The organism is uncultured Thalassolituus sp. (assembly GCF_950066645.1).
Lineage (GTDB): Bacteria > Pseudomonadota > Gammaproteobacteria > Pseudomonadales > Oceanobacteraceae > Thalassolituus.
Map to the genome: position 1 here is coordinate 388620 of NZ_CATMFB010000001.1, position 12879 is coordinate 401498.

Annotated in this window: 11 protein-coding genes; 8 read left to right on the forward strand and 3 right to left on the reverse strand. The window is 53.6% G+C overall.

What is annotated here, in order from left to right:
- Nucleotides 1-89: 89 nt before the first annotated feature.
- Together Q1L85_RS01740 and Q1L85_RS01745 are read right to left on the reverse strand one after the other, a co-directional pair.
- A complete protein-coding gene (locus Q1L85_RS01740) occupies nucleotides 90-2408 on the reverse strand; it encodes a hypothetical protein (protein ID WP_300426519.1) in 2319 nt (772 codons plus the stop codon).
- A gap of 233 nt (nucleotides 2409-2641) precedes the next feature.
- Entirely contained in the window at nucleotides 2642-3631 is a 990-nt protein-coding gene (locus Q1L85_RS01745; RefSeq protein WP_300426517.1) for an adenosine kinase, read from the reverse strand.
- 204 nt (nucleotides 3632-3835) lie between these two features.
- On the opposite strand from Q1L85_RS01745, the gene mqo reads away from it, so the two are divergent.
- The 5 genes from mqo to Q1L85_RS01770 all read left to right on the forward strand — a co-directional run bounded on the left by mqo (nucleotide 3836) and on the right by Q1L85_RS01770 (nucleotide 9429).
- Nucleotides 3836-5320 carry a malate dehydrogenase (quinone) gene (mqo, locus tag Q1L85_RS01750; protein WP_300426516.1) on the forward strand — a complete coding sequence of 495 codons (1485 nt, stop codon included), beginning with the start codon at nucleotides 3836-3838 and terminating at the stop codon, nucleotides 5318-5320.
- Between the two features lie 35 nt (nucleotides 5321-5355).
- On the forward strand, nucleotides 5356-6492 hold the full coding sequence (locus Q1L85_RS01755) for a Re/Si-specific NAD(P)(+) transhydrogenase subunit alpha (RefSeq protein ID WP_300426515.1): 1137 nt from the start codon (nucleotides 5356-5358) through the stop codon (nucleotides 6490-6492).
- Between the two features lie 5 nt (nucleotides 6493-6497).
- Nucleotides 6498-6782, forward strand: a complete 285-nt coding sequence (locus Q1L85_RS01760; RefSeq protein WP_300426514.1) for an NAD(P) transhydrogenase subunit alpha — start codon at nucleotides 6498-6500, stop codon at nucleotides 6780-6782.
- Nucleotides 6783-6796: 14 nt separating this feature from the next.
- On the forward strand, nucleotides 6797-8206 hold the full coding sequence (locus Q1L85_RS01765; RefSeq protein ID WP_300426513.1) for an NAD(P)(+) transhydrogenase (Re/Si-specific) subunit beta: 1410 nt from the start codon (nucleotides 6797-6799) through the stop codon (nucleotides 8204-8206).
- Between the two features lie 92 nt (nucleotides 8207-8298).
- Nucleotides 8299-9429, forward strand: coding sequence for a potassium channel family protein (locus tag Q1L85_RS01770; protein WP_300426512.1), 1131 nt, complete (start codon nucleotides 8299-8301; stop codon nucleotides 9427-9429).
- Here Q1L85_RS01770 and Q1L85_RS01775 read toward each other — a convergent pair.
- On the reverse strand, nucleotides 9423-10310 hold the full coding sequence (locus tag Q1L85_RS01775) for a transporter substrate-binding domain-containing protein (protein ID WP_300426511.1): 888 nt from the start codon (nucleotides 10308-10310) through the stop codon (nucleotides 9423-9425). The two genes, Q1L85_RS01770 and Q1L85_RS01775, sit on opposite strands and share 7 nt — an antisense overlap.
- 139 nt (nucleotides 10311-10449) lie before the next feature.
- On the opposite strand from Q1L85_RS01775, the gene birA reads away from it, so the two are divergent.
- Genes birA through Q1L85_RS01790 form a run of 3 tightly spaced genes read left to right on the forward strand, consistent with a single transcriptional unit; the run spans nucleotide 10450 to nucleotide 12735 of the window.
- Nucleotides 10450-11406: a bifunctional biotin--[acetyl-CoA-carboxylase] ligase/biotin operon repressor BirA gene (gene birA / locus Q1L85_RS01780; protein ID WP_300426510.1), complete on the forward strand. Its 957-nt coding sequence runs from the start codon at nucleotides 10450-10452 to the stop codon at nucleotides 11404-11406.
- Nucleotides 11387-12100, forward strand: a complete 714-nt coding sequence (locus tag Q1L85_RS01785) for a type III pantothenate kinase (RefSeq protein WP_300426509.1) — start codon at nucleotides 11387-11389, stop codon at nucleotides 12098-12100. The genes birA and Q1L85_RS01785 overlap by 20 nt, the downstream gene beginning before the upstream one ends.
- A complete protein-coding gene (locus Q1L85_RS01790; protein WP_300426508.1) occupies nucleotides 12076-12735 on the forward strand; it encodes a hypothetical protein in 660 nt (219 codons plus the stop codon). The genes Q1L85_RS01785 and Q1L85_RS01790 overlap by 25 nt, the downstream gene beginning before the upstream one ends.
- Nucleotides 12736-12879: the final 144 nt, after the last annotated feature.

A 12879-nucleotide genomic window follows, 5' to 3' on the forward strand; every position in this document is an offset into this window, starting at 1 on the left:
GACTTTTCTCCAGATACAGAAAAGGGAGGCGTGCCTCCCTTTTTGGGGTAAACCGGGAGCACTCCCGGTTCAGACAACCAGGTGGCTGATCAGTCGTCGACTGATAGCAGGCACTGGCCAGCAATACAGGTTTCATCTTCGAAGATGGAACCCAGAAGCCCACCACTGACACCACTACCGCCAGTAATAGTGTAGCTGGCGGACAGGTTGTAAGCGTCGGTTTCACTGTACATGTAAAGCTCACCGCCGTTACCGCCGAACGATGATTCCCGTGTCGCGTCGGCATCGCCACCATCCAGCGTCAGAGAACCCGCGATAGTGACTGAACCGCTTTCGCTGCCTACGTACATTTCACCAGCATCACCTGCCCGGTCAAGACCAGAGCCGCCAGCGAGGTTAACTGTTGAGCTCAGAGAAACGTTGCCTGCAGAGCTGTAGGCAGCAACATCGCCACCTTCGCCACCGGCAACATATTCCGCATCTGACTCTGTGCCAGTGAAGGTTGCATCTGCGCCAAGAGCGGAGATTGCACCTGTGAACGTAAGGTCGCCTGAAGCAAACATCAGGATCTCGCCGCCTTCGCCACCAGAGCCATAGATCACCTGTGTATCTGAGGAAACAGAAGTAGAGTCAGCAGTCAGATTTGCTTCAATTGATACTGCAGCTGGCTCAGCGTCTTCACTGTAGTAGTGACCAATCTGGATATAGCCACCAGACGCTGCATAGGCGTAGTCTTCGACGTTACCATCGATCAGAGTGCCAGAGCTCACAGTAATGTCTGAGATCAGGTTGACTGGGGCAGCGATTACGCTCTCCTCTGCCTCTTCTTCGACTGCGATGCGGATACCACCGTAACCACCACCAGTTCCGTCGATCAACACCGCTCCGCCTGAACCAGCGCGGTATGGTGCGTCACCCCCCTGAGCACTGATGGACTCATAGCCAAGCAGCTGGGTTTCTGTGGTAGACGCCTCTGAGGAGTAGTGCATGATACCAAGGCCACCACCGTAACCACCGGAAGCGCCGGTGTAGGTATCTATGTTCATTTCCGCGGTGTTGTCGCCACCATTGGAAGAGAAGTTACCGGAAATAGCGACCTGAACGTCCGTATCGTAATAGTTTACGGTCTCGTTTGTTTCTGTTTCGCTGTTGTATTCGCTGCCTGTTTCAATCGCCGTCAGGTAGATGTAACCACCGTTGCCTCCTCTGCGGCGATCGCTCGTCGTTGCACCACCATTAGCAGTGATGTCACCGGTGTTCACCAGCATTGGAGTAATGGCGCTCAGATCAATGCCGGCTGGAATGTCTTCGCTATCGAACTCTTCTTCGATCAATGTCAGGCCACCCGCCAGTTGAATCTGTACAGATCCTGCGGGGGTGCCATAACTGTCTGCTGTAGTTGCTTCGCCACTGGTATCAATTGAGCCAGTGTTCGCAATCACGAGGCCACCATAAATTGAGACGCTGCCACTACTGTAGCTATTGGATGAGTGTGTATTTGGCGCTGCAGATGTATCGATGCTGCCGCTGTTCAGAACACCCACACCGCCGGCCAGGCTGATGTAGCCCCCTGAGCCAGAGAACGTACCTTCTTCGGCGTTTTCTTCTGAGAGGCTTGCGCCTTCCGAGAGGAGTGCACCGGAATTGTCGATGGCCAGGGCGTACAGTGAGATATAGCCACCACGCTGACCAGATCCGGCTTCAGCGCTGGTGTCAATGTCGCCTGAGTTAGAGATAAGCGCCGCATTAATATTGAGAGAATTGCCTGGGTTTTTAATGGAGCCTTCATTAACAACCGCATACGCTTCCAGGGAAAGCGAACCTTCACCACCGCTTGTTAACGTTCCTTTAACAACAACATCGTTCTCGAAGGAGGCATAACCTTCACCTGCCTGGAGAGTGAGTGTTGCGCCCGCTCCTACCTCCAGACCAGTGACTTCTGAGCCTTCGCTGCCGTATACCGGCTCAACATCACCATCTACCTCTGCAGTGGCGCCGTCGTAACGGTACATACCACCACGATAGAGGTACAGTTCACCTGTCGCGAGAGTGTCGCCACTCACTTCGATGTCAGACAGAAGTGTATCTGTGGAAATGACGGCAGGGTTGGTGCCGAGGTCTGCACTGATTGCCGGAAGCTGTGGGTCAAGTACAACAGTGTCGGTATTTACCACGCGGATTGCCGCGCTACTGTTTGCTTTGGCGATAGAAATATAGCCGCCACCGCCGCCGATAGAACCGTTACCGCCGTTTGCGCTGATGCGGTAGGTCGGTACAGGGGCCTGTTCAATGACAGGCAGGTTGTCAGCAACGATATTGTTGCTTGAAGAGCCATTGTCGCTGCAGCCTGCTGTCAGGGCCACAGCCAGTGCAAGGGCACTGCTACGGTAAGGAAGTGACTGGTACATTCTATTGCTCCTGAATATTGGGAAATCCCTCACTTATCTGGAGGGTTTTGTCAGAATGCGACACTACATAATGCGATTACATTAGTAAACATGCGACAAAAGAATGTCACCAATATGTCACTTAAGGAAAACAAAAATGGCCCGATTTGACAGTTATTCGGGTGGGGCGAGAGAGTCAGATGTGAGGGGAAACGCAGAATGGTGTGGCGCAAATTGCCACACCATAAGCGCTGTCAGAGAACGTCTTTCAGAGGGGCATGCTGTTCGGCGTCAAGACGGGGGCCGAACTGGCTGACGACTGTGGCTGAGGCCAGGCTGGCGAGGCGGCCTGCGGCTGCAAAGTCATGTCCATGAGTGATGGCATAAAGGAAGGCGCCGGCGAACATGTCGCCCGCGCCATTGCTGTCGACCGCTTTGACGTTGTTAGGGGCAATGTGATGTAGCTGACTGCCATCCCAGGCGACAGCGCCCTTGCTGCCAAGGGTAACTGCGAATGTCTGAGCGACCGCTTTGAGCCCGTCGATGGCGGTTGGCAGGCTGTCAGCTCCGGTGTACAACATGGCTTCCTGCTCGTTACAGAAAAGCAGGTCAACGCCATCGCCAATCATTTCGCTCACACCGTCTTTAAAGAACTGCACCATGGCGGGATCTGAAAAGGTCATGGCGACTTTCACCCCATGTTTGCGCGCCAGTTCGCGCACCTGGATGGCTGCCGCCCGACTGGTATCTGAGGTGACCAGGTAGCCTTCGATGTAGACGTATTCAGATTGCGCCAGTGCGTCCTCGTGAATGTGCTTCTGATGTAATTCGCTGGTAATGCCCAGGTAGGTATTCATGGTGCGCTCCGCGTCTGGAGTCACCATCACGACGCACTTACCGGTCACGCCTTCGTCGCGGTTGTCGCCCATATTGGTGTCTACACCGGCGGCCTTCATGTCGGAGATATAAAAGTCACCCGCTTCATCGTTGGCTACGTTGCATGTATAAAACGTACGGGCACCGAAATAGCTGGCGCCAATAATGGTGTTGGCGGCACTGCCACCGCAGGCACGTTTTTTCAGACCGTAGCGGTTCTGCAGTATGTCCAGCATAGACGCGAGCTGATCCTGTTCGATCAGGGTCATCATGCCTTTTTCAATCCCTGCATCTGCAAAGAAGGCGTCGTCCACTTCAAATTCTTTATCGACCAGTGCGTTGCCGATCCCGTAAATGTGGTAACTCATCAGTTGTTCCATCCCATCTGTTTGGCGTCAGTGTACCGGAAAGTCGCCTGTCATTGTCACCGCCGACATTGAGAAAGCGGCTCAAACTGTGTATAACGTCGGCCCTTTGTTTGTAGCCGGTGGGTGGAATAGCCAAAAGCGACCTCCGGCGGGCGCCGACCAGCGCCAATGAACTACAGATTTTTACCTACAGGAAAAAATCACATGTCTACGATTAAGGCCGATGTATTGCTGGTAGGCGGCGGTGTCATGAGTGCAACTCTGGGCACGCTGCTGAGTAAGCTGGACCCTTCTAAACGACTGGTTATGGTGGAACGCCTTGACCACGTTGCCCACGAGAGTACCGATGGCTGGAATAATGCCGGTACCGGACATGCGGGTTATTGCGAACTTAACTACACCCCGCAGAATGCGGCGGGAGAGGTTGAGATTAACCGCGCGCTCGCAATCAATGCGAATTTTGAAATCTCACTGCAGCTCTGGAGCTCGCTGATTAATACGGGTGAACTGCCTGCGCCGTCGCAGTTTATTAATACTACCCCGCATATCAGCTTTGTCTGGGGCGAAGAGAACGTGGCGTTCCTGCGTCAGCGTTATGAAAAACTGTCTGCACATCATCTCTTTAAAGATATGGAGTACAGCGAAGACCATGAGGTTCTGCGTCAGTGGATGCCGCTGGTGATGGAAGGTCGTGGTGACGATGAGAAAGTCGCCGGCACCCGTGTTCCTTACGGTACCGATGTCGACTTCGGATCATTGACCCGCAACCTGGTCAGCTCACTGGAAAAACATGACCAGTTTGAGCTGAAGCTGTCACACGAAGTTCTTGATATTGAACCGGCCCGCGAAACGGGTTGGAAAGTCACGCTGAAGAATCGCGAGACCGGAAAAAAACTGGTCGTGATTGCTGGTGTGGTATTTCTCGGTGCGGGGGGTGGTGCATTGCCGCTGCTGCAGAAGTCCGGTATCCCGGAAAGCAAAGGCTATGGTGGCTTCCCGGTATCGGGCCAGTGGCTGGTATGTCAGGACGATGAGATCGTTAAGCGCCACTTTGCCAAGGTCTATGGAAAAGCCGCGATTGGTGCGCCACCGATGTCGGTTCCGCACCTGGATACCCGCATTATTAACGGCAAGCCGGCGCTGCTGTTCGGACCTTACGCTGGTTTCACGACCAAGTTCCTGAAAGCCGGTTCGAAAATGGATCTGATCAAATCCGTGCGTCCTAACAACCTCATGCAGATGATGGATGTTGGTGTGAACAATATGGATCTGACCAAGTATCTCATCGGCGAAGTAATGCAGTCGCACGAAGACCGTGTGACTTCTCTGCGTGATTACTTCCCGGGCGCAGAAGCTGGCAAGTGGACTCTCGCCCAGGCGGGTCAGCGTGTACAGATTATTAAGAAAGACGGCAAAGGTCGCGGCAAGCTTGAGTTTGGTACTGAGCTGGTGTCATCGAAAGATGGCAGCATGGCGGCACTGTTGGGGGCGTCCCCGGGTGCATCGGTTGCTGCTCAGGCCATGATTGAAGTGATTGAACGCTGTTTCGCGGAGCGCCTGCCTGAGGGCTGGCAGGACCGCCTGAAGGCACTGGTGCCTTCTTATGGAGAATCCCTGGTTGAGGATGCTGCACTGCTGGAGCGGATTCGCCCACAGGTGCTGGACACCCTGAACCTAGCAAAATCTTAACTTTTAATCTTTAAACCCTTACTGGAGTTGTCACTATGTTGATTGGTATACCTAAGGAAATTTTTCCTGGGGAAAACCGTGTCGCTCAGATTCCTGCGGGAATCCAGACGCTGCTCAACGCCGGCTATGAAGTCGTTGTACAGGCAGGTGCAGGCGATAACGCACATATCAGCGATGAAGAGTACCGTGGTTGTGGCGCGAGCATTGCTCCTGATGCTGCGTCCCTGTACGGTCAGGCCGATATTATCCTTAAAGTCCGTCAGCCGCTGGATGAAGAAGTTCCGCTGCTGAAAGAGGGCACAACCGTTATCTGTATGCTGGATGCCTGGTTCAACAAAGACCTGGTTAAGCAGCTGGCAGAAAACAAAGTCCGCACCTTTGCTCTGGAATTCATTCCACGTACTACCCGTGCGCAGAGCATGGACGTACTCAGCTCAATGGGTGCGATCAGTGGCTATCGTGCAGTTCTGGCAGGCGCCATGGCGTTGCCACAGTATTTCCCTATGCTGATGACTGCAGCAGGTACGATTCACCCTGCGCGTGTCTTTGTGATCGGTGCGGGTGTTGCTGGTCTGATGGCGATTTCTACCGCCCGTCGTCTGGGTGCCGTTGTTGAAGCTTACGATACCCGTGTTGAAGTGCGTGAACAGGTAGAGTCTCTGGGTGCTAAATTCGTTGAGTTCGATCTGCCACAGGAAGAGGGTACTTCTTCCGGCGGTTATGCGACTCAGAAATCCGAAGAGTTCTATAAAGCTCAGCGCGAACAGATGACCGCCAAAGTCTCTCAGGCAGATCTGGTGATCACCACGGCTGCAATTCCTGGTAAGGCGTCTCCACGTCTGATTACCAAAGAAATGCTGCACTGCATGAAAAAAGGCTCTGTCGTTGTCGATCTGGCAGCAGAGCGTGGCGGTAACGTCGAAGGCACTGTCGCGAACGAAAAAGTGTACCTCGATGGTGTCACTCTGATCGGTTATATCGATCACCCGGGTCGCGTACCTGTGCACGCGTCTCAGCTGCTGACTAAAAACATCACTACCTTCCTGCTCAATATGACCAAAGAAGGTGAGCTGAACGTAGATATGGAAGACGACATCGTTGCCGCCACTCTGGTGACTGAAAACGGTGAAATCAAACATGAAGGGCTGAAAGCCCTGATCGAACAGGAGTAAGACTGATGGAAATGTTTATCATGAGTCTGACCATTTTCGTACTGGCGATTTTCGTAGGTGTGGAAGTGATCAACAAAGTACCTCCAACACTGCACACACCTCTGATGAGCGGTACTAACGCTATCTCCGGTATTGTTGTTGTCGGTGCGATCCTGAGCTCTGGTGGCAGTGACCACACCACACTGTTCTCGACCATCCTGGGCGTTGCGGCCATTGCGCTGGCAACCATCAACATCGTGGCCGGTTTTATGGTAACCGACCGCATGCTGAACATGTTCAAGAAGAAGTAAGGTAGCGAGCTGACATGGAAACTTTGATTAACTTTGGTTACCTGATTGCCGCCGTTCTCTTTATCTTCGGCATCAAGGGCATGACCACTCCGAAAACCGCTGTACGCGGTAACCAGATGTCTGCGATCGGTATGCTGGTGGCTATTGTCGCCGCGCTGCTGGATTACAACGTGGTTGACTTCACCTGGATCATCGTGGGCGTTCTCATTGGTGGCACCATTGGTGCGATCATGGCGAAGAAAGTCCCGATGACCGATATGCCAGAAATGGTTGCCGCACTGAACGGCATCGGTGGTGGTGCTTCTCTGCTGGTGGCATCTGCAAACTACCTGGAAAGCCAGAAGCTGGCTGAAATGGGCAAATTTGTACCGACGTACGACTGGTCTATCGCGGTCATTCTGTCGATTCTTATCGGTGCGGTAACTCTGACCGGCTCTTTCATTGCAGTTGGTAAGCTGAAGGGCAAGATTGGCGATTCGAACAAGGTCATGTTGTTCAAGACGATCGTTAAGATTGTTCTGCTGACTCTGATCGCCGGTACGGTTTACTTCGCGATGAACAACCCGCTCGAACAGGACTACCTGGTTCTGGGTATGGTTGCGCTGTGTCTGGTACTGGGTATCTGTCTGGTGATGCCAATCGGCGGCGCGGACATGCCGGTTGTGGTATCGCTGCTGAACTCGTACTCCGGTCTGGCAGGCGCTGCGGCTGGTTTCGTACTGGGTAACAATGGCCTGATCATCACCGGTTCTCTGGTGGGTGCTTCGGGTATCATTCTGACCAGCATCATGTGTAAAGCGATGAACCGCTCACTGACCAACGTACTGTTCGGTGGTTCTATGGCGGCATCGGCGGGCGTTTCTAAGTCTGAGAACGATGCCTTCTACGAAGGTAAAGTGAAGTACTCCAGCTCTGACGAAGTCGCTATGCTGCTCGACGGCGCACAGAAAGTGGTTTTCGTCCCTGGTTACGGTCTGGCCGTGGCTCAGGCGCAGCATGCAACCCGTGAGCTGGCTTCTATGCTGGAAGCGCGTGGCTGCGACGTTAAGTACGCGATTCACCCGGTGGCGGGTCGTATGCCTGGTCACATGAACGTTCTTCTCGCTGAAGCAGAAGTTCCATACGATCAGCTGGTTGAGATGGACACGATCAACCCTGAGTTCTCTCAGACTGACGTAGCGATTGTTCTGGGTGCAAACGACGTTGTTAACCCAGCGGCCGCGAAAGATCCGGCATCGCCTATCTTCGGTATGCCTATCCTTGACGTACACAACGCTAAGACCGTTGTTGTTGTTAAGCGTGGTCTGTCTCCTGGCTTTGCAGGTATCCCGAATGAACTCTTTATCCGCGACAACAGCCTGATGGTGCCTGGTGACGCGAAGAAAGTTCTGCAGGAAATGATCGGTGCACTGAAAGATCTCTAAGATCTGATGTCACAGAGAAAGGGGCCGCTCAGCGGCCCCTTTTTTTATGCCTGCGATCTTGTCCGGCTGAAGGGAAGGGTTATGATGCAGCTATGAATAAACTCACCCGCTTTGTGCGTCATCGTAAGCGCGTCCGTCATGCTGTCTACATGACGGACAGCGCTATTATGCGCAGTGTCCGCAAAACCCTGGCGATTCTGACAGGCTTTGTGGCTCTGCATGTCGTGGCGATGCTCGCGTTTGAAAATATGCAGGCTCAGGATGCCCTGTGGTTGACGCTTACCACGCTCACGACGGTCGGGTATGGTGACTTCTCTGCGCAGACAACCATGGGCCGCCTTTCAACCGTCGTTCTTATGTACGGCATCGGCATCACTTTAATGACGCTACTGATCAGCGATTATGTGGATTTCCGCATTGCTCGTCGGGAGCGTATCCGCAGTGGACACTGGGACTGGAACATGGCTGATCACATCCTCATTATTAATTCTCCGAAATATAACCGCGAAGCGTATTTCGTTCGTATGATTATGCAGATGCGCGAGTGTGGTGACTTCAATGAAACGCCGATTATGTTACTTAACGAAGATTTCAGTGATGGTTTGCCCGACTCATTGAGGTCGCTTGGCGTCGTGCATGTTACGGGGCTTGCCAGTCGTCCTGATGACCTGAAACGTGCAGGTGCCGAGCGCGCGCGTCATATTGTTGTTCTTTCCCGCGATGAGTACTCATCAGACAGCGATAGCTACACCTTTGATGTGGCTCATCGTCTGTGGGAATTACACCTCGGTCCCCGGACGATTGTTGAGTGTGTCGACGACTTCAACCGTCCACGCATTCTGGATCTGGATATCCGCTCAGTGATCCGCCCGATCCGCTCTTACCCGGAGCTCGTAGTGCGCGCGATGGTCGCGCCGGGATCGGAAGTCATTATCGAGGATATGTTTACCCACGCTAACGACCACACGGTCCGCTATCCGGTGTGGCTGGAAGGAGAGCGCTGGGCGGATGTGGTTAATGCCGTTGTTCAGGCAAATATCGGTACGCCGCTGGCCTATGTGACGAAAAGTGGTGATGTTGTCACGCACCCGGACGGTGATCACCACGTGCATGCGCAGTCCCTGTTAGTCCTGGTGCATACCGAACACACCCCTACTGCAAAAGAACTGCACAGTGCGATTGAAGTCCACTTTAATAAACACCTGAAGGAGTTCCGTCAGTAGGTGGCGCCTTCCTCAACGGGTGTTTCTGACCCGGGAAAGTCCAGCCACAATACCTTGTCAGTTACGGGCGTCGAGGGTGGCAGGCGAGCGTTGCGCAGATTGAATATGCGGGCATGCTTGAATCGCGAGAGAGGAAACGCAGAGCGGGTGACAGGGTGTTGTTGCATAAATTCGTGTAAACGCCCCGACTGCACCATTGTCGTCAGAGCACCTTCCAGGTCGTCAGCCAGAGAAGCATCGTCATTATTGACGAAGAAGTACATTGGGAAGGGGTACGACAATACCAGATCATCGTATGCCATCAGCACGCCCTGACCGAACTGCTCCAGTTCGGCATAGATCTCAATGACCGATCGCGGAAAGTAGTCACAGCGGCCCGCTTCAATCATCCGGTACATCACTTCAAAGCGTGCGATGCGATCGACGCGATACCCATTTTCTTCGAGTATGTCTGAGTCTGGCCATTGATTACCCTGACAGGCCACGAGTGACTTCAGTTGATCCGGGTCTGTGATCGCATCAAACCGTGCTTTATCGGCGATGCGGATGACGGGAATCCTTTTACCCAGTAACCCACCGAAGAGAGGGATACGGATAGCACGGTAAGCGGCTTCCCGCTGGAGGTCTGTGCCCGCCCAGTGGATGTCAATCGAGTGATCATCCAGAAACCGGAACGCCCGGTTCTGCGTGATGGTCTGATCAATCGCAGACAGGCGATATTCAGCGCTGAGCAGCTCGTCGAGAAGATCCGTATAGTAGGAGTGCGAGGCGTCCAGATCTGTGCGGGAGTGCTGAATTTTGAGTTCCCTGCGTTCGTCTGCAGCAATGCACTGAGTCAACAGAAGAAGGCTGGCAACAAGGACACCCTGCAGCCGGTTCATATAAGCATCCATGAGTTTTCTGCCAGCATAATATGTTCTGACGCTGGTGTCGCGGATTTGGCCTGTGCGACGTAATTTCTGTGAGGTATGTCCGTCACCGATGTCTGATATAGTCGCAGTAGGAAAGGAGAAGCGTTTGATGCTGAATAAATTACTTGGACTGCTGGCCGACGGTCGCTTTCACTCGGGTGAAGAGCTTGGCGAGGCTCTGGGTGTGAGTCGCGCGGCGGTGTGGAAGCAGTTAAAGAAGCTCGACGATCTGGATATCCCATACTCATCAGTAAAGGGAAAGGGCTACCGCCTGCATGATGCCATCGAGCTGCTGGATACGCAGAAAATCCGTGATCAGATCACCCAGCGCCTGGATCTCCTCGATGTTCTTCTTGATGTTGATTCGACTAACAGTTATCTCTTCAGTCGGGCGTCCGATCATATGGGTAAGCGCTACGCGGTTCTCGCTGAAAAACAGAGCCATGGTCGGGGGCGTCGTGGTCGTCGTTGGGTAAGCCCGTTCGGAAAGAATATTTACCTGTCGGTGCTGGTGTCTTTCTCCGGTGGGATGTCTGCGCTGGAGGGGTTGAGCCTTGCGGTCGCGGTCGCGGTCGAGCGTGCCTTGACCCGATTAGGGATCGAGGGGGTAGGACTGAAGTGGCCGAACGATATTTACGCTGATGGACGCAAGCTTGCAGGTATTCTTCTTGAGGTGACCGGCGAATATAACAGTCATTGTCAGGTCGTGATGGGGATTGGCCTTAACCTCTCCATGAGTGATGAGGAGGCCACTGCGATTGATCAGCCGTGGGTAGATCTGCGGAGCCTGAAGTCTGATCTGTCGCGAAATCAGGTCGCGGGCATGCTTCTGAACGAAGTACTGGCCGTGGTAGACGAATTTCAACGCGAAGGATTTGCTCCGCTGCAGGGATACTGGAGTGATCGGGATATATACCACCAGAAAGAAGTCACGATTACATCGCCTTCTTATGAAATCGGTGGCGTCGTCAAAGGCGTAAACCGCAAGGGGGAGCTACTGTTGCAGACGAGTCGTGGCATGGAAGTGATCAGTGCAGGAGAGCTCAGTGTCCGCGCTGCTGGTTGATATAGGTAATACCCGGATCAAATGGGTCCTGAGAGATCGTGGTGAAACGACGGCAACCGGCGTAACCGACAAGGCCAATGCTGCGCGGTTTAACTGGCCGCAGTCACCGGAGCGGATTGTGGTGTCGAGCGTTCAGGACAATCGCGAGCTTCATGAGCTCTTTGAGGGGCTGTTTGGTGAGCGTCTGCGTTGGCTTGGAACCCCGGTGTATGACTACCAGCTTTTCCGTCACTGTTATCGTGATCCGGCCCGACTCGGTGTGGATCGCTGGTTGGCGATGATAGGGGCTCGTCAGCACAGTGATGGCGATTTGTTGGTGGTCGATGCCGGTACCGCACTCACACTGGATATATTCTCTGCTGAAAATCAGCATCAGGGCGGGTACATAGTGCCGGGATTGCAGATGGCACGTCAGGCGCTGTTTGGTGGGACAGACAAAGTCCGCCAGTTTGGTGATGAGCAGGACGCCGCGACCCTGACGCCGGGGACAAATACTGTGAACTGCGTGGCTGCCGGAACACTTCGTCAGCAACTGGCGCTGGTGCAGCACGTAGTGGACGAGTACCCTGACCATCACATATTTATTACCGGTGGTGATGGTGAACTCATCGCCGACAACCTCAACGCCCGGTATTATCCGGATCTGATTTTTGATGGCATGGACTCCTTATGCGCTGGATTGTTTACAGCCTGATTTTAATAAACCTGACGCTCGCAGCGTATTTTCTCTATTTCCGTCCGGTGGCTACGGTTTCTGTATCTCCCCGGGTAGCTGCAGAGGCTGCTCCGCAGCTGACGCTGTTGCGGGAAGAGCAGGACGCGCCTGCGCGTCCTGCAGTAAAGCCCGGCACTAAGCTCTGTTATGCCCTTGGACCGTATGAGGACGACCTGAGCATCCGTATCGCGCAGGCGCGCGCAAAAGAACTGTCACTTACCGGTATTGTGAATCCTGTCGAAGTACCACTCGACCGTGAGGCTGAGTACTGGGTGCACATTCCACCCCTTGAAAGTCGTTCTGAAGCGATGGATACATTGAGGGCTCTGCAGAAACAGAATGTCGACAGCTACATCATCACTCAGGGGGATCTGGCAGAGGGCATTTCTCTCGGGTTGTTTCACAAAGAAGAGTCGGCGGCGCGCCTGGCATCAAAAGTCGGCAAGCTGAACTTTAACGTGGCTATCCGGGAAATTGGCAAGTCACGAACAGAGTACTGGCTGGAAATCCGGGAGATCACCCGCCTGGATGACAAGACCCGTCAACGGGTAAAAGCGACCGATCAGGGTGTCGATTGGCAGATGATTGGCTGTAAACACCAGGGAAATCGCTAAGTCGATAATAAATAAGCAAAAAGTTGTTGACAGGTATCGGGGTTGTCCTGATAATACGCGCCACTTCGGTGGGGTTCCCGAGCGGCCAAAGGGATCAGACTGTAAATCTGACGCGAAAGCTTCGCTGGTTCGAATCCAGCCCCC

Coding starts and splice junctions, on each gene's coding strand:
- Q1L85_RS01740 (WP_300426519.1), bottom strand. CDS start 2,408: ATGTACCAGTCACTTCCTTACCGTAGCAGTGCCCTTGCACTGGCTGTG.
- Q1L85_RS01745 (WP_300426517.1), bottom strand. CDS start 3,631: ATGAGTTACCACATTTACGGGATCGGCAACGCACTGGTCGATAAAGAA.
- mqo (WP_300426516.1), top strand. CDS start 3,836: ATGTCTACGATTAAGGCCGATGTATTGCTGGTAGGCGGCGGTGTCATG.
- Q1L85_RS01755 (WP_300426515.1), top strand. CDS start 5,356: ATGTTGATTGGTATACCTAAGGAAATTTTTCCTGGGGAAAACCGTGTC.
- Q1L85_RS01760 (WP_300426514.1), top strand. CDS start 6,498: ATGGAAATGTTTATCATGAGTCTGACCATTTTCGTACTGGCGATTTTC.
- Q1L85_RS01765 (WP_300426513.1), top strand. CDS start 6,797: ATGGAAACTTTGATTAACTTTGGTTACCTGATTGCCGCCGTTCTCTTT.
- Q1L85_RS01770 (WP_300426512.1), top strand. CDS start 8,299: ATGAATAAACTCACCCGCTTTGTGCGTCATCGTAAGCGCGTCCGTCAT.
- Q1L85_RS01775 (WP_300426511.1), bottom strand. CDS start 10,310: ATGAACCGGCTGCAGGGTGTCCTTGTTGCCAGCCTTCTTCTGTTGACT.
- birA (WP_300426510.1), top strand. CDS start 10,450: ATGCTGAATAAATTACTTGGACTGCTGGCCGACGGTCGCTTTCACTCG.
- Q1L85_RS01790 (WP_300426508.1), top strand. CDS start 12,076: ATGCGCTGGATTGTTTACAGCCTGATTTTAATAAACCTGACGCTCGCA.